This is a genomic window from Aequorivita sp. CRS11, from assembly GCF_059693805.1.
On the sequence record NZ_JCATIG010000002.1, the window covers coordinates 438,652 to 461,329 of the forward strand.

Annotated in this window: 17 protein-coding genes and 3 tRNA genes; 6 read left to right on the forward strand and 14 right to left on the reverse strand. The window is 38.2% G+C overall.

The window, feature by feature from the left end; translation table 11 throughout:
- Positions 1 to 57: 57 nt before the first annotated feature.
- Positions 58 to 1,602: an NAD(P)H-hydrate dehydratase gene (locus tag AC58DT_RS05225; protein WP_497215780.1), complete on the forward strand. Its 1,545-nt coding sequence runs from the start codon at positions 58 to 60 to the stop codon at positions 1,600 to 1,602.
- Between the two features lie 70 nt (positions 1,603 to 1,672).
- On the opposite strand, the gene AC58DT_RS05230 is transcribed toward AC58DT_RS05225, so the two are convergent.
- The gene (locus AC58DT_RS05230; RefSeq protein WP_497215781.1) at positions 1,673 to 3,040 is read right to left on the reverse strand and encodes a TlpA family protein disulfide reductase; all 1,368 of its coding nucleotides are present in this window, start codon (positions 3,038 to 3,040) and stop codon (positions 1,673 to 1,675) included.
- A 178-nt stretch (positions 3,041 to 3,218) separates the two neighbouring features.
- Between AC58DT_RS05230 and hutH the strand changes: the two genes are divergently transcribed.
- Both hutH and AC58DT_RS05240 read left to right on the forward strand, forming a co-directional pair.
- Positions 3,219 to 4,727 carry a histidine ammonia-lyase gene (hutH, locus tag AC58DT_RS05235; RefSeq protein WP_497215782.1) on the forward strand — a complete coding sequence of 503 codons (1,509 nt, stop codon included), beginning with the start codon at positions 3,219 to 3,221 and terminating at the stop codon, positions 4,725 to 4,727.
- A gap of 39 nt (positions 4,728 to 4,766) precedes the next feature.
- Positions 4,767 to 5,657, forward strand: a complete 891-nt coding sequence (locus AC58DT_RS05240; RefSeq protein WP_497215783.1) for a T9SS type A sorting domain-containing protein — start codon at positions 4,767 to 4,769, stop codon at positions 5,655 to 5,657.
- Between the two features lie 12 nt (positions 5,658 to 5,669).
- On the opposite strand, the gene AC58DT_RS05245 is transcribed toward AC58DT_RS05240, so the two are convergent.
- Together AC58DT_RS05245 and AC58DT_RS05250 are read right to left on the reverse strand one after the other, a co-directional pair.
- Positions 5,670 to 6,047 (reverse strand): hypothetical protein, encoded by a 378-nt coding sequence (locus tag AC58DT_RS05245; protein ID WP_497215784.1) that lies wholly within the window; start codon positions 6,045 to 6,047, stop codon positions 5,670 to 5,672.
- Positions 6,048 to 6,133: 86 nt separating this feature from the next.
- Positions 6,134 to 8,686 (reverse strand): ATP-dependent Clp protease ATP-binding subunit, encoded by a 2,553-nt coding sequence (locus AC58DT_RS05250; protein ID WP_497215785.1) that lies wholly within the window; start codon positions 8,684 to 8,686, stop codon positions 6,134 to 6,136.
- Between the two features lie 256 nt (positions 8,687 to 8,942).
- Here AC58DT_RS05250 and gyrA point away from each other — a divergent pair, with 256 nt between their 5' ends.
- Together gyrA and AC58DT_RS05260 are read left to right on the forward strand one after the other, a co-directional pair.
- On the forward strand, positions 8,943 to 11,465 hold the full coding sequence (gyrA, locus tag AC58DT_RS05255; protein ID WP_497215786.1) for a DNA gyrase subunit A: 2,523 nt from the start codon (positions 8,943 to 8,945) through the stop codon (positions 11,463 to 11,465).
- Between the two features lie 10 nt (positions 11,466 to 11,475).
- Complete coding sequence (locus AC58DT_RS05260; protein WP_497215787.1) at positions 11,476 to 12,735, forward strand: tetratricopeptide repeat protein; 1,260 nt, start codon at positions 11,476 to 11,478, stop codon at positions 12,733 to 12,735.
- Between the two features lie 54 nt (positions 12,736 to 12,789).
- Here AC58DT_RS05260 and AC58DT_RS05265 read toward each other — a convergent pair whose 3' ends face one another.
- Together AC58DT_RS05265 and AC58DT_RS05270 are read right to left on the reverse strand one after the other, a co-directional pair.
- Positions 12,790 to 13,539, reverse strand: coding sequence for a C40 family peptidase (locus AC58DT_RS05265; RefSeq protein WP_062621397.1), 750 nt, complete (start codon positions 13,537 to 13,539; stop codon positions 12,790 to 12,792).
- A gap of 31 nt (positions 13,540 to 13,570) precedes the next feature.
- A complete protein-coding gene (locus tag AC58DT_RS05270) occupies positions 13,571 to 14,749 on the reverse strand; it encodes an acetyl-CoA C-acyltransferase (protein WP_497215788.1) in 1,179 nt (392 codons plus the stop codon).
- A 129-nt stretch (positions 14,750 to 14,878) separates the two neighbouring features.
- Here AC58DT_RS05270 and AC58DT_RS05275 point away from each other — a divergent pair, with 129 nt between their 5' ends.
- Positions 14,879 to 16,924, forward strand: a complete 2,046-nt coding sequence (locus AC58DT_RS05275; RefSeq protein ID WP_062621400.1) for an HD family phosphohydrolase — start codon at positions 14,879 to 14,881, stop codon at positions 16,922 to 16,924.
- Between the two features lie 44 nt (positions 16,925 to 16,968).
- On the opposite strand, the gene AC58DT_RS05280 is transcribed toward AC58DT_RS05275, so the two are convergent.
- The 9 genes from AC58DT_RS05280 to tsaD form a co-directional block, all read right to left on the reverse strand.
- A tRNA-Arg gene (locus AC58DT_RS05280) sits at positions 16,969 to 17,042 on the reverse strand.
- Positions 17,043 to 17,082: 40 nt separating this feature from the next.
- Positions 17,083 to 17,157 (reverse strand) — tRNA-Pro (locus AC58DT_RS05285).
- 60 nt (positions 17,158 to 17,217) lie between these two features.
- Positions 17,218 to 17,301: transfer RNA gene (locus AC58DT_RS05290), tRNA-Ser, on the reverse strand.
- Between the two features lie 151 nt (positions 17,302 to 17,452).
- Entirely contained in the window at positions 17,453 to 18,622 is a 1,170-nt protein-coding gene (locus AC58DT_RS05295) for a THUMP-like domain-containing protein (protein ID WP_497215789.1), read from the reverse strand.
- A 3-nt stretch (positions 18,623 to 18,625) separates the two neighbouring features.
- Positions 18,626 to 19,720 (reverse strand): AI-2E family transporter, encoded by a 1,095-nt coding sequence (locus AC58DT_RS05300; protein ID WP_497215790.1) that lies wholly within the window; start codon positions 19,718 to 19,720, stop codon positions 18,626 to 18,628.
- Positions 19,721 to 19,816: 96 nt separating this feature from the next.
- Positions 19,817 to 20,461, reverse strand: a complete 645-nt coding sequence (locus AC58DT_RS05305) for a DUF4159 domain-containing protein (RefSeq protein ID WP_497215791.1) — start codon at positions 20,459 to 20,461, stop codon at positions 19,817 to 19,819.
- 43 nt (positions 20,462 to 20,504) lie between these two features.
- Complete coding sequence (locus AC58DT_RS05310; RefSeq protein WP_497215792.1) at positions 20,505 to 21,218, reverse strand: 16S rRNA (uracil(1498)-N(3))-methyltransferase; 714 nt, start codon at positions 21,216 to 21,218, stop codon at positions 20,505 to 20,507.
- Positions 21,219 to 21,551, reverse strand: coding sequence for a TfoX/Sxy family protein (locus AC58DT_RS05315; protein ID WP_497215793.1), 333 nt, complete (start codon positions 21,549 to 21,551; stop codon positions 21,219 to 21,221).
- Between the two features lie 8 nt (positions 21,552 to 21,559).
- A complete protein-coding gene (tsaD, locus tag AC58DT_RS05320; RefSeq protein WP_497215794.1) occupies positions 21,560 to 22,582 on the reverse strand; it encodes a tRNA (adenosine(37)-N6)-threonylcarbamoyltransferase complex transferase subunit TsaD in 1,023 nt (340 codons plus the stop codon).
- Positions 22,583 to 22,678: the final 96 nt, after the last annotated feature.

The window sequence follows — 22,678 nt, forward strand, 5'->3', positions numbered from 1 at the left end:
TGACCGCAATAAAAGTGGCGGTTAAAAATTTCCTGAATCAACAAAACGATTATACAGATGAAAATATTTTCAGCAGAACAATTATACGATGCAGATAAAATCACGGTTGAAAAACAACAGATTACTTCAGAAGCGTTGATGGAGCGCGCCGGTACGCAGATTTTTAATTGGTTGCACCAACGCTTAAATGGAGCGCCCGTGCCCATTCGCATATTCTGCGGTATTGGCAATAATGGTGGAGATGGGCTGGTAGTGGGGCGGATGCTTATTGAGCACGGCTACAATGTAATTGTATATGTAGTAAACTGCAGCGACAAGCGTTCCAAAAACTTTTTAATCAATTATGACAAAATAAAAAACGTAACTAAAAAATGGCCCCTATTGATGAAGGGCGAAAGTGATTTTCCTGAAATAAATCCAGAAGATATTATTGTGGACGCCATTTTTGGAATCGGCTTAAACCGTTGTCCGGGCGGATGGGTGAAGAAATTAATCCAGTATTTGAATGAAAGCAAGGCTTTTAAACTTGCTATTGATATACCCAGTGGGTTGTATTCCAATTCACCGTTGGAAGATACCGAGGCTGTATTGAAAGCCAACCATACCTTGACTTTCCAAACCCCAAAGCTTTCCTTTTTTTTACCGGAAACGGCTCCCTTTGTTTCAAATTTTGATGTTTTGGAAATAGGTTTGGATATTGAATTTCTACAAACAACCGAACCTATAGGGCAACTGATTTCAAAACTGGAAGCACAGCGTTTTTACAAACCCCGAGAAAAATTTGACCACAAAGGTACCTATGGCCATGCCCTAATAGTTTCGGGAAGCTACGGAAAGATTGGAGCGGCGGTGCTCTCAACTACTTCAGCTTTTAGAATTGGTGCTGGTATGGTAACTGCATATGTACCTAAATGTGGTTACGCTATTATACAGACCACGATTCCCGAGGCCATGGTAATTACCGATAAAGAAGAGGATTATTTAAGTGATATTTCTTTTGATTTTGAACCTTCAGCAATTGGAATAGGCATGGGCATCGGGAAAAATGAATCAACTGTAGCTGCTTTAAAAAAAATATTGCAGAATAAGGGTATTCCTTTCGTTATTGACGCTGACGCATTGAATATTCTTTCGAAAAATAAAGCTTTGTTAAAACTTCTTCCGAAGAATTCAGTATTAACACCACATCCTGGGGAATTAAAACGACTAATTGGCGAATGGAAAAATGATTTTGAAAAACTTGAAAAAACAAAGAAATTTTCAGAAAAATATGAAGTTGTAATAATAATAAAAGGCGCTTATACAATCACGGTTTATGGAGATAATCTATATATAAATACCACTGGCAATCCCGGAATGGGAACCGCTGGCAGTGGCGATGCATTGAGCGGTGTGATTACGGGATTGCTTTCACAGGGTTATGATGCTTTGCTCGCTTCCGTATTTGGGGTATATCTTCACGGTCGTGCGGGTGATATTGCTGCGGGCCAATTGGGATATGAAGCAGTTATGGCTGGTGATGTTATCGATAATCTTTCGGAAGCTTATCTGGATTTGTTTGCTCGGGAAGAACAGCTTTCTGAAGAGCCTACTGAACAATAAAAGCCACGAATACACGAATATTTTTTTATATAATCCGTGAATTCATGGCCTAAAATTTCGGGAAATATATTTACATCAGTCCGTCAATTAATTTTCTCAGTTCTGGGTCAGATGGACGGGGAGCATCGGCTGATACGATATTTCCCTGTGGATCAATTAAAATAAACCTAGGGATTCCTAATATTGCATAATCCTTTACAAATTTGGAGTTCCAATTATTATCTGCCATAAGTTGAATGCCGCCCAATTCCTTAGCAGAAACCATTTCTTTCCACTTATCGTAATCTTTTGGTTCGTCGATAGAAATACTCACAAATTCAATATTATTGTTATGGTATTCTTTTTCAACTTCCTTTAAGGAAGGAATTTCGCGGAGGCAGGGGCCACACCAAGTTGCCCAAACATCAATATAAACATACTTTCCCTTTAGGTTCTCAAGCGAGGTATAACCACCTTTGTGATTTTCAAAATTAAAAGTAGGCGAAGGGTTCCCCTTTGTTATAGTTTTAAGTTTGTTGTAGCGCTCCGTAAGCGCCGTTAAATTTTCAGAACCTGGATTACTGTTTTTGTAAATATTGAAAACCTCTTCTAAACTTTCATTTGGTTTAAGGCCGAACTGTAGATAAGAACTCATAATTCGTTCTTTGGCATACCCATCTGGAAGATTTTCATCCACTTTTTTTAAATAAAGAATGGCTTGATCAACATTGCCATTTTCAGCGGCTGCCTCAGCTGCCAATCTGTTAAAATGTGCATCGAGCAAGCTCTGATAGGCCACTGAGTGACGATATGCGAGGGTGTCCGTATAGTTTACATTTTTCAATTCATCGTAAAAACTATCAGAAACTTTAAAATCTGTATTACCGTTGTAATAGCGATGTGCCTCTTGGTAATTCTCCAACATTATGGCCCGTGCGTATTTATCCTCCACGGAAAGTTTTTCTTTGAAATTTTCATTAGTTATACTATTGGCGGTGTAGAGACTATCAAAGATTTTCTGATTCTTGTCCAATTGCTTAAAAAAGTCAGCTTCATCCATTGAAAAAATTTCTTTATAGTCTAGATTTTGCTCGTTCCAAAGATATTTTGCAGCTAAAAAGTTATTGATGTTGCCCAAATCGCCAGTATATTTTAGCGTTTCATCAAATTCATTAGCGTTCAGTGTTACTGAAAGTGTTTTCCCTTTTTCCAAATAAATTCCGGTACGTTCACGGCCTACATACATTTCATAAAAACCGTCCGTTTTTATATGAAGTGTATCTAAAAAGGAGCCGTTTTCACCTATTTGTGTTCTTTGTTCAAAATCGTTTCCGCGCACAAATACGGTTTCTGCAGTATTATTTTCAACAGTACCGCTGAGTATGGAGTATTGTGGTTTTTCTTCCTGCTCACAGGCAATTACTAGAAGTACCAAAAGGAATAAGCCTATTTTTTTCATTTACTATATTTTAAAATTTCACCGTAAAATTACATATAGAAACTACATTTCCATTAACAATGACAGTTAATTTTAGTAACTGCATATTAATATATAGAACTTCTACCTAGCTTTTGAAGCGAGGAAAGGTGGCATAGCAATTAAAAAACATTATTTTTGCCGAAAGAATACCTTCCCAATGAAAACACATTATATTAGTTCAGAAATCCTCGATTTGTCCACAATCAAGGATATTATTGAAAATCATACCAACCTTGCCCTTTCCGAGGAAGCCCAACTAAATATAAAAAAGTCCAGAGAATATCTTATCAATAAAATGAAAGACAACCAAACTGCGGTTTATGGTATAAACACGGGTTTCGGCTCTTTGTGCAATGTGAAGATTTCCTCAGAAAATCTATCAAAACTGCAGGAAAATTTGGTGATGTCCCACGCCTGCGGCACTGGGGAATTTGTTCCAAAACCAATTATAAAATTGATGCTTTTGCTAAAAATACAATCATTAAGTTATGGTTACAGTGGAGTTCAGATTGAAACCGTACAACGATTGATTGATTTTTTCAATAATGATATATTGCCTGTAATTTACTCGCAGGGAAGTTTGGGTGCCTCTGGCGATTTGGCGCCCTTGGCCCACCTTTCATTGCCCCTGTTGGGCAAGGGCGAAGTATATTACGGCGGCGAGCGTATGCAAGCTGATAAAGTGCTGAATAAATTCAATTGGGAACCCATAACCCTACAGGCAAAAGAGGGGTTGGCTTTGCTAAATGGAACTCAATTTATGAGCGCCTATGGCGTGTATTGTCTTTTAAAAAGTTACAAACTATGCTATTTGGCAGATTTAATAGGCTCCGTATCCATTGATGCCTTTGATTGTAATATGAGTCCTTTTAATGCTTTGGTGCATCTGGTGCGTCCACACCGAGGACAGGTAAAAACTGCCGAGCAAATATTAGAGTTTTTGGAAGGTAGCGAACTGGGACTTTCTGAGAAGAAAAATGTGCAGGATCCCTATTCTTTCCGGTGTATTCCACAAGTTCATGGAGCAACAAAAGATACTATACATTTTGTTCACAAAACCTTTAAGACTGAAATTAATTCGGTAACCGACAATCCGAATATTTTCGTGAAAGAAGACGTTATTATTTCTGGTGGAAATTTTCACGGACAACCATTGGCGCTAGCTTTGGATTATTTGGCAATCGCAATGGCAGAATTGGGTAATATTTCAGAAAGAAGAACCTATCAATTGGTTTCTGGGCTTCGGGAATTACCGGCATTTTTAGTGAACAATCCCGGTTTAAACAGTGGCTTTATGATTCCGCAATATACTGCCGCCAGTATTGTGAGTCAGAACAAACAATTGGCCACGCCAGCTTCCGTAGACTCTATAGTATCATCAAATGGACAGGAAGACCACGTGAGCATGGGAGCCAATGGCGCTACCAAATGTTTGCGCATTATTGAAAACCTAGAAACTATTCTTTCCATTGAATTAATGAATGCCTCACAGGCATTAAAATTTAGGGAGCCGAAGAAATCTTCACCTTTTATAGAATCATTTTTAAAACCATATAGGTCTATTGTTCCATTTATTGAAGACGATAGGCTGCTTGCCGATGATATTCACGCAAGTGTAGCATATATACAGTCAATGGATGTGGATGCGGAAATACTTTTTGGATAAAAGCGGTATCTTAGTCATTTGAACCAAATATGGTATGTTATGAAATCTTTCCTAGTGATAGTTTTACTTTTTTTAAGTTGTCAACCAATAATTTTTGCGCAAGACTATAAGCCCATTTTAGATTACCGAAACGAATGGCATTTCACTACTTGTAACTTTGGTTGTTATACCGATAAATATTACACTGATGGAGATACCTTGGTTGATGGAAAGATGTATAAAATACTTGAAGGATACCATTTTATATCCAGAACTTTTTTGTTACGGGAAGATGTTTCAGAAAGAAAATTATACTTTTTGAGAATACGCCCCAGTGGTGGCCTTGAGGAATATTTATTATACGATTTTACTCTTGAAGTGGGGGATACAATAAAAATGCAAAACCCAATAACGCCATTTCCTCAAGACGGAGGTTTTTTTAGGTTAGATTCTATTGTGCCAAGACCCTTGGTTGATGGCCTAGATTACGATTATCTCTACTTTTCACCAACACCTTCAAACCCTATAAGTACAGAGAATGCGGTTTGGGTGGAAGGAGCAGGCTCACTTTCACTGATTAATGCTCCGGGAGGATATCCTAATCTTAACGGCGTGGGTGCTTTGAGTTGCTATTTTAAAAACACTGAGGTTTTTTATGCAAATTTAGATTCTATTGACGATTGTGTACCAGTTTATATGAATGTCAAGGAGAATCCGCTGGAGGAGGTGATTGTTTCAAAATCCACTAATAGCGGTGTTTATTTGTTGAACAATACAATGAGCGTGAAAGATGCTAATGTGTATGATTTAAGAGGTAAGAAATTGATAACCCTTCAAAATAGCTTTAATAAAACGATGGCTATTGATCTATCTGGCTATAGCCCAGGAATGTATATTATAGTTATACATGGAATAGTGGATACAAAAAGAACTTTCAAGGTAATTAAATAAGAGCATAGGCCACTAAAAATTTTTATTCTCAATAAACTGATTGACCCAATTTTTGGCATCATCAAGATTCGAAAAGATTTCTAATGGTTTTTTAAGAAAAAGCTTTTCAATCTCAGCATTCTTTATTTTATGTTCCTCATTTGAAACTATTGCAAAAGCGACTAGATTTTCAATTTGTGAAGTTTTCAAATAAACCATTGGGTCTACTGCATAGCTGTTTTTACGGTAAGTAATATATGCAAATGGTCTATTGTGAAAATAAGTATGGGCAATTTCAACAAGATGATCATTGTATTCAGGTTTAACCGTGGTGCCTTCTTTCATTATGGCAATAACGAAATTTTTGAAGACATTAATTTCACCAAACTCATAAAATAATGCTTTAATCATAAATAAAAATATTACTCCCTAAAATACAAAATTTTAGGGAGTCATTATTGTATTGAAAATCTGTTGTTCTTAGAAAGGGAAAGAACCTAGGATTCCGTTGGTTTCTTTTGCTTCTTGATTTTTATGGTGAGTTCATTGGACTTTTCGTCAAGATCCATAGTTATTGTATCACCTTCCTGCAGGTTGCTTTTTATGATCTCTTCTGCTAGGGCATCTTCAATATATTTCTGAATGGCCCTGTTTAGTGGTCGTGCACCGTATTGTTTGTCAAAACCTTTATCGGCAATAAAATCCTTCGCTTTTTCTGTTAGCTTTAATTCATACCCTATATCTGAAATGCGGGCATATAGTTTATTCAATTCAATATCAATAATTTTATGGATATCTTCTCTTTCCAAGGCATTGAATACCATAACATCATCAATACGATTCAAAAACTCTGGTGCGAAAGTTTTCTTTAAGGCATTTTCAATAACACTTTTTGTGTGCGATTCCTCCTGGCTCTTTTTTGCAGCGGTACCAAAACCAACACCTTGACCGAAGTCCTTTATCTGACGGGCTCCAATGTTGGAAGTCATGATGATAATAGTATTTCTAAAATCAATTTTTCTTCCAAGGCTGTCTGTTAAATAACCATCATCCAAAACTTGAAGCAACATATTAAACACATCTGGATGCGCTTTTTCAATTTCATCCAAAAGAACAACTGCATAAGGTTTTCTTCTAATTTTCTCGGTAAGTTGTCCACCTTCTTCATAACCCACATACCCTGGAGGAGCTCCCACTAAACGGGAAATAGCGAATTTTTCCATATACTCGCTCATATCAATGCGAATCAACGCATTCTCAGAGTCAAACAACTCACGGGCCAATACTTTTGCTAATTGTGTTTTACCAACACCCGTTTGTCCTAAAAAAATAAAGGATCCTATAGGTTTGTTTGGATCTTTCAATCCGGCACGGTTTCTTTGAATTGCTTTCACCACTTTAGCAACTGCTTCGTCCTGACCAATTACTTTTCCTTTAATTCGGTCGGGGAGTGCAGCGAGTTTTGTGGTTTCGGTCTGTGCAATTCTGTTTACGGGAACACCGGTCATCATGGAAACTACTTCCGCCACATTTTCCTCATCAACAGTTTCCTTGTGAAGTTTTGAATCGGCTTCCCATTTTTCTTGTTCTACAGCAAGCTCTTTTTCAAGATTCTTTTCGTCATCCCGAAGTTTTGCCGCTTCTTCATATTTCTGCTTTTTAACGACGGTATTTTTCAGTTCGCGGACTTCCTCCAATTGTTTTTCAATTTTCAGAATTTTATCTGGAACATGGATGTTTGTAATGTGCACACGAGAACCAGCTTCATCCATAGCGTCAATAGCCTTGTCTGGAAGAAAACGCTCAGTCATATATCTATTTGTAAGTTTCACGCAAGACTCAATGGCTTCATCTGTATAGATTACATTGTGGTGGGCTTCGTACTTATCTTTTATATTTTTAAGGATCTCGATGGTTTCTTCAACGGTTGTGGGTTCCACCAATACTTTTTGAAAACGTCTTTCCAGGGCGCCATCTTTTTCAATATATTGACGGTATTCATCGAGGGTAGTGGCACCGATGCATTGAATTTCACCTCTTGCTAATGCGGGTTTAAACATGTTTGAAGCATCCAATGAGCCCGTGGCACCACCGGCGCCAACAATGGTATGGATTTCATCAATAAAAAGAATTATATCGTCATTCTTTTCAAGCTCATTCATAACAGCTTTCATGCGTTCCTCAAACTGGCCACGATATTTGGTGCCAGCCACTAGGCTTGCCAAATCTAGGGTTACCACTCTTTTATCATAAAGAATACGTGAAACTTTACGTTGAATTATTCGTAATGCCAAACCTTCCGCAATTGCTGATTTTCCTACACCAGGCTCACCGATTAGCAACGGATTGTTTTTCTTTCTTCTACTTAAAATTTGGGAAACGCGTTGTATTTCGCTTTCACGGCCTACAACGGGATCTAGCTTTCCTTCTTCGGCCATAGCCGTCAAATCTCTTCCAAAATTATCCAAAACAGGCGTTTTGGATTTTTTATTGGTCTTTGCAGTAGTTCCCGCAAACAAGTTTTCCTTGTTGGCATCCTCAGCCGAGGTATCGTCATCATTCGGAAATGATTCGGCACTCGGGGTGTCTATATAATCGTCGTCGTTTGTAATCATAAGTTTAAATTGATCTTTAACCACATCATAATCTACTTTCATCTTATTCAACAGCTTGGTAGTGGGGTCGTTTTCATTCCTGAGAATGCACAATAATAAGTGCGCAGTATTAATGGAATTACTTTGAAAAAGTTTTGCTTCCAAAAATGTAGTTTTCAGGGCCCTTTCCGCTTGACGGGTTAAGTGTAGGTTCTTTTTATCGTTTGTATTTGTAGTAACGCCAGGATTGGCTGGACTTAAAATTTCCACTTTTCTTCTTAAATGGTTTAAGTCAATAGCCAATGCATTGAGAATAGTTACCGCTTTGCCATTGCCGTCTCTTAAAAGACCGAGCATTAAGTGCTCGGTACCAATAAAATCGTGGCCTAGGCGAAGGGCTTCTTCTTTGCTATAGGCAATTACATCTTTTACTCTTGGGGAAAAATTATCATCCATATTTAAAATCCTCTCTTCTTAATAAGTACTAAATTAACCAAAATAGGACAAAAACTGTTCCTCTTTGATATCATTTTAGTAAAAGGACAAAATATATGGTGGAATTCAAAGAATATTCGTTGATACTTATTAACGATTTTACCCCCCAAATTTGTTAATAAATTCGTGAATAACAGAAAGCAAAAACCCCTGTTAAACCTACGAAAAAGTGTATCTTGCTCCATTAGTTCAACAACGATAATAAAACATATTTTTTATGGCTGAAGGTGATAAAATAATCCCTATTAACATTGAAGATGAAATGAAATCTGCCTACATCGATTATTCGATGTCGGTCATAGTGTCACGTGCGCTGCCAGATGTTCGCGATGGAATGAAACCGGTACACCGAAGGGTTTTGTTCGGAATGCACGAACTGGGCATTAGAGCCACGGGTGCACATAAAAAATCTGCGAGAATTGTGGGAGAGGTTCTCGGTAAATATCACCCGCACGGTGATACCTCGGTATATGATGCCATGGTGCGTATGGCCCAAGAGTGGAGCTTGCGCTATTTGTTGGTTGATGGCCAAGGAAACTTTGGTTCCGTTGATGGTGATAGCCCAGCAGCAATGAGATATACAGAAGCTAGGATGCAGAAAATTTCTGAAGAAATGCTTGCTGATATTGATAAGGAAACCGTTGACCATCAATTAAATTTTGATGATACCTTAAAAGAACCAACCGTACTTCCAACCCGCGTTCCGGGGCTTTTGATCAATGGAGCTTCAGGTATTGCAGTGGGGATGGCTACAAATATGCCGCCGCACAACCTCACAGAAGTTGTAAACGGGACGATAGCATATATTGAAAATAACGATATTGAAATTGATGAGCTGATGCAGCACATCAAGGCTCCTGATTTTCCTACCGGTGGAATTATTTACGGATATGAAGGGGTTCGCGAAGCTTTTCACACAGGTCGCGGTCGCGTGGTAATGCGTGCCAAGGCGAGTTTTGAAGAGGTAAACGGAAGGGAGTGTATTGTGGTATCTGAAATTCCATATCAAGTGAACAAGGCAGATATGATTAAAAAAACTGCCGACTTAGTAAATGATAAAAAAATAGAGGGTATTTCCAATATCCGCGATGAGAGTGATAGAAAGGGAATGCGTATTGTTTACATTTTAAAGCGTGATGCCATCCCAAATATCGTACTGAACACTTTATTCAAATATACAGCATTACAGTCCAGCTTTAGCGTAAACAATATCGCGTTGGTAAAGGGAAGGCCACAAATGCTGAACTTGAAGGAGTTGATTCATTACTTTGTGGAGCACCGTCACGAAGTTGTGGTTCGCCGTACTGAATATTTACTTCGCAAAGCAGAAGAACGTGCACATATTCTGGAAGGATTGATAATTGCGTCAGATAATATAGATGAGGTAATTAGATTGATCCGTGCTTCTTCCAATGCAGACGAAGCAAGGGAGCGGTTGATGGAAACTTTTAAACTCACCGAAATACAAGCCAAAGCTATAGTTGAAATGCGCCTTCGCCAATTGACGGGTCTGGAGCAGGATAAACTTCGAAGTGAGTATGAAGAGTTGATGAAAACAATTCAGGATTACAAAGACATTCTTGCCAGCAAAGAGCGCAGAATGCAAATCATCAAAGAAGAACTTGAGGAAATTCGTGATAAATATGGCGATGAGCGCCGCTCTACAATTGAATATGCAGGAGGGGACGTAAGTATTACAGATTTGATTGCAGATGAGCAGGTGGTTTTAACTATTTCGCACGCAGGCTATATTAAGCGTACTTCCCTCTCAGAATACAAAACACAGAATAGAGGAGGGGTTGGTCAAAAAGCTTCTGCTACAAGGAACGAGGATTTCTTAGAGCATCTTTTTGTAGGAACCAATCACCAATATATGCTGTTCTTCACCCAAAAAGGAAAATGTTTCTGGATGCGCGTTTTTGAAATTCCCGAAGGAACGCGAACTTCCAAAGGAAGAGCTATTCAAAATCTTATAAATATTGAACCGGACGATAAAGTGAAAGCTTTCATCTGTACCCAGGATTTAAAAGATGACGAGTACATAAATAGCCATTATGTAATTATGGCCACCAAAAAAGGACAGGTTAAGAAAACTCCTTTGGAGCAATATTCAAGACCAAGAACTAACGGTATCAATGCAATAACCATCCGCGAAGACGATGAACTGCTTGAAGCAAAATTGACAACCGGTAACAGTCAAGTAATGTTGGCGGTAAAATCTGGAAAAGCCATTCGTTTTGAAGAAGAAAAAACTAGACCGATGGGAAGGAATGCCTCAGGAGTTCGCGGAATTACACTCGGCAATGAAAAAGACGAAGTTGTAGGCATGATTGCAGTAGATGATGGCGATTCTGAAATCTTGGTTGTTTCAGAAAATGGTTACGGAAAAAGATCTTCTATTGAGGATTATCGAATCACCAACCGAGGCGGAAAAGGAGTAAAAACTATTAATATTACCGAAAAAACCGGTAAATTAGTAGCAATCAAGAATGTAACCGATGATGATGACTTAATGATTATCAACAAATCTGGGATTGCCATTAGAATGGCCGTAGCAGATCTTCGAGTTATGGGTCGTGCCACCCAAGGTGTGCGGTTGATAAAAGTTAGGGAAGATGATGCCATTGCAGCAGTAGCAAAAGCTATGAAAGACGACGATGACGATGTAGAAATCTTAGAAGAAACCAATGATGGCACCACTCTTGATAATAACGAAACTCAAACCGAAAATAACGAATAAACTTTAACACATGAAAACACGAATTTTAATAACAGGACTTGCATTTGTATCTGCTATTTCATTTGGACAAAAAAAAGAAATTAAAAAGGCTGAAAAAGCTGTAAAATCAAGCGAATACAGTGAAGCTATAACTTATTTAAATGAGGCTGAAGCATTGCTAGCAAGCGCTGACAATGATACAAAAGCCCAATTTTACGCTGTAAAGGGACAAGCTTTGTACGGCACAGGTGGAACTGATTTTACTAAATTAAAAGCTTCTGCCGAAGCATTTAGCCAAGCACTAAAACTTTCTCCAAGTATAGAAGACGAGATATCAGTCCCATTGCAGAATTTGCGCGCGGCCTTAGTTAATAGTGCAAAGAAAGATTTTGAAGCAAAGCAATATATGACGGCTTCAGAAAAATTGTATAGCACCTATATGATTGATGAAAAAGACATGGATTACCTTTATTTTGCTGGTGTTTACGCACACAATGGCGAAGATTATGAAAAGGCACTTAACTATTATCAAATACTTTTAAAATCAGATTATACAGGAGCAACAAAAGAATATGTTGCAACTAATAAATCTACAGGCGAGGTTGAATCTTTTGATAATGAAAAGCTTAGAGATTTCGCTGTGAAATCGGGTGAATTTATTAAACCAGAAGCACGGGTTTTAGATTCTAAAAGAAATGATATTTTGGGCAATATGGCGCGTATCTATTTACAAAAAGATGATACTGAAAAAGCAATCGAGCTTTTAAATTCGGCTAGAGCCGATAGCCCAGATGATGTTGACTTAATGCGTCTAGAAGCAGACATAAGTAATAAAATGGGTGACTATGATAGATATGATAAAATAATGAATAAAATAATCGCAACAGATCCTACTAATCCAGCGATTTATACAAATTTGGGCGTAGCGAATGTTGAATTAGGTAAGACAGAAAAAGCTATTGAATATTATGAAAAGGCTTTAGAACTTGACCCAAATTACGAATCAGCATTAATAAATATTTCAGTTGCAAAACTTTCCTATGAAGATGGCATAAGAGAAACTATGAATAATTTAGGTACCTCGAGAGCAGATAACGTGAAGTTTGATGAACTTAAAAAAGAATTGAACAATATTTATAGTGATGCAATGCCTTTTTTGGAAAAAGCATATTCTATTAATCCATCAAATTTAGGTGTCGCACAGACTTTGATGAATATATACGGTCAGCTTGGAGAAGATGCAAAATTTCAGGAAATGAAAGCTAAAGTTGAAACTTTAAAGAAGGAATAAAAGTGATTTTCTATAATAATAACAAAACCTCTGAAATTTCAGGGGTTTTTCTTTTTATATAATTCTTTTTATTACTCTAAGTTTGTGGGTGTGGTTGCGCATTTCATAGTTGAAAATACCACTATGATCCAATCTATCAATGCGCACCTTTCCGTGGGCGTGGATAATGTAGTTATCCTTCATAATAATTCCTACATGGGTAATTTTCCCTTCGTCATTATCAAAAAATGCCAAATCGCCCGGCTCACTTTCCTCAATAAAACTCAAAGCTTCTCCTTGGGTTGCCTGCTGGCTTGCATCGCGGAGCAATTTATAGCCATTAAGTTTATAGACCATTTGCGTAAAACCACTGCAATCAATACCAAAAGGCGTTTTGCCGCCCCATAGATATGGGGTATTTAAATAGAGTAGAGCAGTTTCGACCAAATGTTCCTTCGGATGTTTTGCCGAAACTGATTTTCCTTCGAAATGATGTTTTAAATAAGCCGCTGCGGAAATATTACTTCCCAAACAAATGGAAAACAACTGATTATCCGGCGCGGTAACAAAATCTACCAAATCTGATGAAAGCCCCACCGGTTTCTTTTCAAAATCGGAATAATCTTCTTCGGCTATATTAAAAAATTGCTTGTTGTCTATCCAACCTTCATATTTGTCAAAAGCCAAGCGGATTCGACTCCACTTTTTACGGGTTTCCAATATTTTGAAATGTTCGCCGTAAAGTACTTGCGTCACCATTTCACTCGCATCGGAAGCTTCGGCTCGAAGTGGGACCACACTTAAATTACAGATACCGTAATCCATTCAGAATTTATTGAAGATAGTTACGGTTTTTTTAGATTCTTTCAATTACCATTGCAGAAGCGCCTCCGCCGCCATTGCAGATAGCTGCTGCACCAATTTTGGCATCATTTTGCTTAAGCACATTCAAAAGCGTAATCAAGATACGGACGCCACTACAACCCAGCGGATGACCAAGAGATACGGCGCCACCGTTAACATTCACATTGCTATCGTTTAATCCTAAAATTTTCATATTCGCTAATCCCACAACTGCGAATGCTTCATTAAATTCAAAATAATCTACATCTTTAATATCAATCCCTGCTTTTGCAATCGCTTTTGGAAGGGCTTTTGCGGGAGCGGTGGTAAACCATTTTGGTTCCTGTGCGGCATCTGCGTAACTTTTAATAAAAGCCAGAGGAGTTAAACCTAATTCTTTCGCTTTGACCTCACTCATCAAAATCATTGCGCCAGCACCGTCATTAATGGTAGACGCGTTTGCGGCAGTAACGGTTCCGTCTTTTGAAAATGCAGGCCGTAAAGAAGCAATCTTGTCCATCTTTACGTTTTTGAATTCTTCATCCTCGGAAACAACTACCGATTCGCCACGACGCTGAGGCACTTCCACAGAAACAACTTCATCATTAAATTTTCCATCGGCCCAAGCTTTTGCTGAGCGTTCGTACGATTTGATGGCGAAGGCATCCTGATCTTCCCGAGAGAAATTATATTCGGTAGCACATAGATCTGCACAGGTTCCCATTGCGTTGTGGTCGTAAGCATCTACCAAACCGTCTTTTTGCATTCCGTCAATCAAAGTAGCGGGGCCAAATTTTGTTCCACTGCGCATATGTACATAATGAGGTATATTGCTCATACTTTCCATTCCGCCGGCCACTATTACATCGGCATCGCCAAGTGCGATGGCTTGTGCGGCTTGCATTACAGCTTTCATTCCCGATGCACATACTTTATTAACTGTGGTTGCAGGTACAGTATCTGGAATTCCGGCACCCAAAGCAGCTTGGCGCGCTGGGGCTTGACCCACACCCGCCTGAACCACATTGCCCATATATACTTCCTGAACGGCAGAAGGATCAAGATTTATTTTATTCAATGCGCCTTTAATGGCCGCTGAACCCAATTGGGTTGCGGTTAATGAAGATAGGCTTCCCATAAAACTTCCTATTGGTGTTCTGGCTGCAGATACTATAACTACTTTATTGTTCATGCTACTGTTTTTTAATTTGAAATAAGGACTGCGAAATTACGGATTTCTAACTTAAATATCAATCTTTGCAAGTATTGGTTTTGGGATAACTCATTCCTTATTTATACCTTTACTTTAAGTTATTATTATATGAAGAACCTTTTTTCCTTGTTTGCGAAAAACCAGTCTCTTATTTATAAGGTTTTTCTATTTATAGCCTCAACGCTTTTAGTAATTTATTTTCTTCCGAAAGGTGGGCAGTTTAAATATAATTTCCAAAAAGGAAAGCCTTGGCAGTATGAAAATCTGTACGCACCCTTTAGTTTTACCATAAAAAAAGACGAAGACACGCTTAAAAAAGAGCGGGAAGAAATTAGAGGTAATGTAATACCATATTTTGAATACAACGATGAAACAGAGCTAAGAGTTGTTGAGACTTTTAATGAAAATCTCGAAATAAAATATGTGGACAGTCTTTACAGCACACCATATAAAACCGTGGAAAGATTGGGCGGTTCCCTAATTTCAGAGGTATATAAAAATGGTGTTACTGATGAAATACATAATTATGAAGGCGATAGGCTCATATATTTAAAGAACGGTAACGAAATAGAGGAACGAACCTATTCACAATTGTTCAAGAAAGAAAATTTGAACAAAAAAGTCAGGGAGTTGATTGAAAAGAGCAACACGGAAGATGTACAAGTACTGCTTTACAATCTTTTAAATGAAGTGCTTGAGCCCAATGTATCGCTAAATACCAGATTGACAAATGCAGCTATTGAGGCAGAGATTGCGGCGTTAAACCCAAATCGTGGAATCATTGAAAAAGGAGGGCGAATCATTGCCAAGGGCGAAGTTGTTGAGGGCGATAAGTTTCAGATCTTAAATTCCCTAAAAGCCGAATTTGATAGCCAGATCTGGAGCAAGAACAACTTCCTGTGGTTGTTGGTTGGTTATTCCATGTTGGTTTCCTTGGTATTTTTAATGCTTTTTCTATTTCTGAAGAATTACAGGCCCGTAATCTATAATAACAACACCAAGGTTACTTTTATCTTTTTCAATGTCCTTTTAATGGTTTTTCTTACCACGCTCGTGGTAAAGGTGCATGCCGATTATGTTTACGTGGTACCCATTTGTATTTTACCGCTTATTCTCAAAGCGTTCTTTGACCCACGCGTAGGTTTGTTTGTTCATGTTTTAACCATACTGTTGCTCGGGTTTATTGTACCAAACAGTTTTGAATATATGTTTCTTCAGTTTATAGCGGGAATCGTTACCATTCTTACCGTTTCGGAACTATATAAACGTGCAAATCTTTTTATTTCCGTAGGGCAGATTACCTTAATTTATATTTTGGGATATTTCGCATTTTTCGTAATCCAGGAAGGAAATATTCAAACGATGCAGTGGCAAAATTTCCAGTATTTTATTCTTTGTGGTTTGGCTACACTGTTTGCCCATCCGCTGATTTATTTTTACGAAAAGATATTCGGATTGGTTTCCGATGTGTCGTTGCTGGAACTGAGCGATACCAATTCAAAATTGCTGAAAGAGCTTTCAAATAAGGCTCCGGGAACATTTCACCATTCATTGAATGTTGCAAATCTGGCTGAAGCCTCGGCCAACGAAATTGGAGCTAACAGCATGCTGGTTAGGGTAGGAGCGCTATACCACGATATCGGAAAAATGCTAAACCCAACGATGTTTACAGAAAATCAAGTAAATTCTATCAATTCGCATAACGAATTAGACCCGAAAGAAAGTGCGCAAATAATAATAGATCACGTAATTAAGGGCATTGAAATAGCCAGAAAGAATAATCTTCCCGATAGGGTGATTGATTTTATCAGGACCCACCACGGAACGAGTTTGGTGTACTTTTTTTACAGAAAGGAGCGGGAGCAGCAAGGTTCAGCAAATAAGGAAGATTTCATCTATCCTGGACCTATTCCTTTTTCAAAGGAAACGGCTATTTTAATGATGGCCGACAGTGTGGAGGCTGCCAGCAAGAGCTTAAAGGAGCCTTCTTCCACAATTATAGATGAGTTTGTTGAAAAAATAATCAACAATCAAATGGCCCAGGGACAGTTTTTAAACGCAAACATTACTTTTAAGGAAATTGAGACTATAAAAAAGGTACTCAAGAAGAAACTGAACAATATTTATCACCTTCGGGTAGAATATCCAGAATAATAATATTTATAAAACAAAAAACCTCCAGTAAATGGAGGTTTCAGTGATCGCGACAGGATTCGAACCTGTGACCGTCTGCTTAGAAGGCAGATGCTCTATCCAGCTGAGCTACGCGACCATTGTTAAACAAAAAAACCGAACTGTGTGTCCGGTTTTTGTCGGGGTGGCAGGATTCGAACCTGCGGCCTCCTGCTCCCAAAGCAGGCGCGATAACCGGGCTACGCTACACCCCGTGAACAGCAATTATATTGTTCACTGTAATTTTGGAGTTTTTTTGTCTAAACTCTATAATGCGGAGAGACAGGGACTCGAACCCTGGCGACGGTTGCCCGTCGACAGATTAGCAATCTGCTCCGTTACCACTCCGGCACCTCTCCAGTTTTTTATGAACGTGTCATCCTAAAATGCGGTTGCAAATGTAAGTCTTCAATTGTAATAACGCAAACAAAAAATAGCCTTTTTTAAAGTTAAATTTTAAAGCGGTTTAAATCAAGTATATGCTGATTAAATTGATTTAAAAAAAGAGCTCTAAATTTTAGAACAACGAATCATCTCTTTTTTTTCTTCTAGATTCGTCACAAAAAACAAATACACATCCCCGCCATCTGCAATTTTCCACTTTTTACGAAGTGCTTCAACACTCTCGGGAAAGTTTCGTATAGTTATATTGGCCTTTTTAAAATTTAGGGTTGCACGCATCTCTTTTTTGGAATAGGGTATTGTACTTTCCACTAAAAAGCGTCTTCCGGGAAAATCAATTAAATTTTTGCTGGTGTAAAGATGTGTGTTTTTATGAAGTTTGTTTAATTTCAACTTTTCCGAAACCAAATCGAAGGCACCGCTCTTTAAGATAGCCGCATTGGGTTCGTACAGATATTTTTGAAGCAAACTGTAATTTGCCGATGATTGTTCATCCCAATTAAAATCAAATGATTCAAGGCCAGATTTGGTGAAATTTACGGTTTTTATCTTTGGTTTGCCGTAAATGTCTTTTTGTAGTAACCATAGTAATTCTTTTACTTCATTATCCACAGCTACGATATGAATTTCTGAAACGCTCTGCAATTCATTTAAGCCAACAGTAATATCGAGCATTGGTGAAGTTTTAACAAGAAACTGATTGCAGTGGTTTAATATCTCTGAAATATTTCTGGGTATATTTGGCTCACAATCATTTAAGAAAAAAACCTTGCCCTTGCTATCGTGGCGTCGAGAAGGATCGGCGTATATTACGTCATATTTCTCGTTCAAAACCACTCGTAGTCCATCTTTTGGGTGGCAATGAATATTATTCTTACCTAAAATTTCAAAGTTATGCTGTGCAATTTTTGAGAGATCTTCATTTATTTCAAAATGGTGGACGGTTTCAAATTTTTCAGTGAAGAAAAAACTATCTACCCCAAAACCGCCTGTTATATCCGCAATGGTCTTACCGTGGACTAATGACGATTTGTATCGAGCCGTAATTTCCGAAGAGGTCTGCTCCAAATTCAATTTGGGCGGGAATATAATATTTGAAGTTTCAACCCAAGTGGGTAGTTTTTTTTCTATTCTTCTTCGGCTTTCAATTTGTTGGATAAGCGCTTGGACGGAAATGCTTTCAAAAGGACTTCCCGCAAAAGAGAGTTTGGAAACATCACCCTCAAAATTTCGTATAAATTGCTGTACTTCTTTATTTAAAAGCGGAGGAATAAGCAAGGGTTATAGGTTATGTGTAAGACGTTTTACGATTTTATATTCTGAAAGAAATTCTTTTGCAACCACTTTTAGGGTAGTATAGGTAGGCACGGCAAGTATCATACCTGGAATACCGAAAACGAAACCAGCGGTAAGTATAACAATAAAAATCTCTAATGGATGGGAGCGTACACTATGCCCAAAAATAACGGGCTGTGATATAAAATTATCAAAAATTTGTGCTACGGCATATCCGCCGGTTGCAATAAATAGCAGCGGCAATAGACCGGATGAAAAATCGGCGCCAAGGTTATTAGATACTATTACAAGCAACATTAAACCCCAGCCAATGATAGGGCCCAAATAGGGTACAATATTTAAAAAAGCACAAATTAAAGCTACTGCAACAGCATCACGAATATCCAGGTAAAGCAGTAGTACAGAATAAAACAAAGCGAGAATAAAAATTTGAAGCAATAGCCCTATGAAATATCTTGAAAGCAGTTCCTTGATTTTTATTAGAATTCTTTTAAACTTTTGTTCGTCGCCACTTTTCGCAAAAACCAAGACAGAGCGGGCAATGAGGCTTTCATCCTTCAAAAGAAAAAAGGAAATAAATAACACTGAAAAAATACCGATAATAGTACCGGCAATATTTCCGAAAAAAATATCTATAAAGCTGGGAATAATTTCAACATCGAGGTTTTGAACGTAAGTGGTGCGTTTTATGGCTTCTACCAATTGAAAATGATCTACGCCAAGATAATCGCTGGCTTGGATGTTCAGCTCATTTAAATCGCGCTTTACTTGTTCAAAATCTATTTGTGAAATATGCTTGCCCTGTTCAATAATTATTGGAACAAATATACTGAGCACCATCCCAATAGAACCTATAATGAGCAATAGGGTAATTACCGATGCGAAGGTATTTCCGAATTTGAGTTTTCTTTTTAAAAAGAGAACTACGGGTCGGCCAATCAGTGATAATACCAATGCCAGACCAATATAAAGAATAAGTGCCTGAATTTGATACAGGATCCAGAGCAAAATTATAATGCCCACCAATACCGCCAGTGCTCTTAAAATACCAAGGGTTATAGCTTTTGCAGTTTTTTTCACTTCGTAAATATACTATATTCCAAAGTAGAAAAAATCAAAGTTTTGTTAAGGGTGCTAGTTGCTAGACGACGAATAAAAGATGAGTGCGTTATGAAATCAATTTTCAAAAACATATTTAATAATATTGGCACCCATTTGCAAAGCTTTCAGCCTTACTTCCTGCGGGTCGTTGTGCACTTCGGGATTTTCCCAACCATCGCCCAAATCTGTTTCAAAAGTATAAAGTAACACTAATCTGTCTTCCACAAAAATTCCAAAGGCTTGAGGGCGTCCACCATCGTGTTCGTGAATTTTAGGCATTCCCTGAGCAAATTTATATACGTAGCTAAACATTGGAAAATTAGCGGGGAGTTCTTTCAATTCTTTGTTGGGGAATATTTTATCGATTTCTTTTCGGATGTATTCATCCATTCCGTAATTGTCATCAATGTATAGAAAACCGCCGCTCATTAAATAATTTCTGAGGTTTTGGGCTTCTTCGGCAGAGAAAAAAACATTTCCGTGACCAGTCATGTGTACAAAAGGGAAATCAAAGATATCTACACTTCCGGGAGTTACGGTCTGGGGTTTTTCCTTTATTGCTGTGTTTATATTTTGATTACAATATTTTACCAAATTGGGCAGTGCAGTTGGATTGGCATACCAATCGCCACCGCCGCCGTATTGTAATAGTGCAATTTCCTGTGCAGAAATATTTCCGAGGAAAGCCAAAAAAAAGAAAGTGAAAAGTTTTATTCGCATAGTTTTCAAAAGTACGAAATAGGAGAGATAAACCTAATAGGTATTATATTTCATTGCTAAAAGCAACGCTATGGCAAGCAACAATTGCAGCAGTTTCAGTGCGTAAACGATTTTCCCCTAAAGTGACAGGAATAAACCCATTAGCCTTTGCAAGTTCAATTTCTTCAGTAGAAAAATCGCCTTCTGGACCTATGAGAATCAATACCTTTTCCTTCGGAAGCAGTACAGATTTCAAGGATTTTTTATCGTCTTCCTCACAATGTGCTATGTATTTTGAACCATCAAAAGTCTTTTCAAAACCCATGAAATCCTTAAATGAAATAGTATCGTTTAATATTGGCAGGTAAGCTTTTAAGGATTGTTTCATAGCGCTTTGCAGAATTTTTTCGTAACGTTCTGGCTTTATTGTTTTTCGTTCACTGTGGTCACAGATTATTGGAGTTATTTCTGAAATACCAATCTCTGTAGCCTTTTCCAAAAACCATTCATAACGATCGTTTAATTTTGTAGGCGCAACTGCCAAGTGAAGTTGATAGGGCAGTGGAGGCTGTTTTTCTTTAGAAATTATCTTCACCACGCAACTCTTTGGGTTTGCACTTATAATTTCAGCTGAAAAAAAGGAGCCTTTGCCATTTGTAATTTTGAAAGAATCACCTTCCTTCATTCGCAATACTTTTACAATATGACGGCTTTCCTCTTTTTCAAAAGTTATTTCTTTTGCATCATCAGAAATATTTGGGTTGTAAAAGAGTTGCATTTATTTCAATTTTGTTTTTGCGTGCGCAACGCCCATTTCGGCCCATAGTTGAAGTTTTTCTTCCGTTTTGAAACCTTCGGTAGTTACAAAAATAAATTCCTTCATCGGCTTGCCCGTAAAACCCATTGGTTTTACAAAACGACTCTGTGTTGTCTCTGTCATTCTTACCGCCGGAATCCTTACCATAAGCCGTTCTTTGGTTTCGCCCACACACATTTTTCCTTTAAAAAGAAAACAGGTGCCGCCAAACATACGTTTTTCTTCAATGTCTTTTCCCCAAGGCTGGAGCGCGACTCTAATTCGTTGTAATATTTCTTCGGAATTGGGATTCATTTATAGTTTTAAAATTTCATCCGTGCCGAAGCTACAACATTATTTTCAGCAAAATTCTGGGATTTATATTTCAACTCGCCCACAATGGCAATCATCGCAGCATTGTCTGTACAAAACTCAAATTTGGGGATGTGGGTTTTCCAACCGTATTTTTTTTCTGCTTCCTTCAAAGCCTTGCGAATACCGCTATTGGCAGAAACACCGCCACCGATTGCAACTTCCCTAATACCTGTTTTCTTCACAGCATTTTTCAGCTTATCCATTAAGTAATCAACAATTGTAAATTGAACACTGGCACAAATGTCTTCTATGTTTTCAGAAATAAAATCGGGGTTTCGGCTCACTTCTTTTTCAACGAAATACAGCACAGAGGTCTTCAAACCACTAAAGCTAAAATCCATCGGGCCAACTTTAGGTTTTGGAAATTGGAACGCTTTTGGATTTCCCTGTTGGGCATATTTGTCAACCAAAGGGCCACCGGGATAGGGCAGACCGAGTATTTTTGCACTTTTGTCAAAAGCTTCACCCACTGCATCATCAATGGTTTGCCCAATTATTTCCATTTCAAAATAATCGGTCACTTTTACAATTTGCGTATGGCCGCCGCTAATGGTCATAGCCAAAAATGGAAAGTTGGGAGCCGTTTGCCCTTCGGCCTTGATGAAATGTGCCAAAATATGGGCTTGCATATGGTTCACGTCTATTAGCGGAATGCCTAAGCCAAGCGCCAATGATTTTGAAAATGAGGTACCTACGAGCAAGGAACCCATCAAGCCAGGTCCGCGTGTAAAAGCGATGGCAGATAACTGATTTTTATCGATATTTGCTTTGTGTAAAGCCTGATGGACTACAGGAACAATATTTTGTTGATGCGCCCGTGAGGCAAGTTCGGGTACCACGCCACCGTATTGTTCATGAATTGCCTGCGTGGCAACAACATTGCTGAGTATTTCGCCGTTGTTGATTACGGCAGCAGCAGTGTCGTCGCACGAAGATTCAATCCCTAGGATATAGCAATTTTTCTGTATCAAAGTGAAAAGGGTATATTTATTGGGTTGTAAAATTAAACATTAAAAACGTATCAAAAAACTTCGAAAAATAATAGTTCGCACCTTTGTAATCATTGT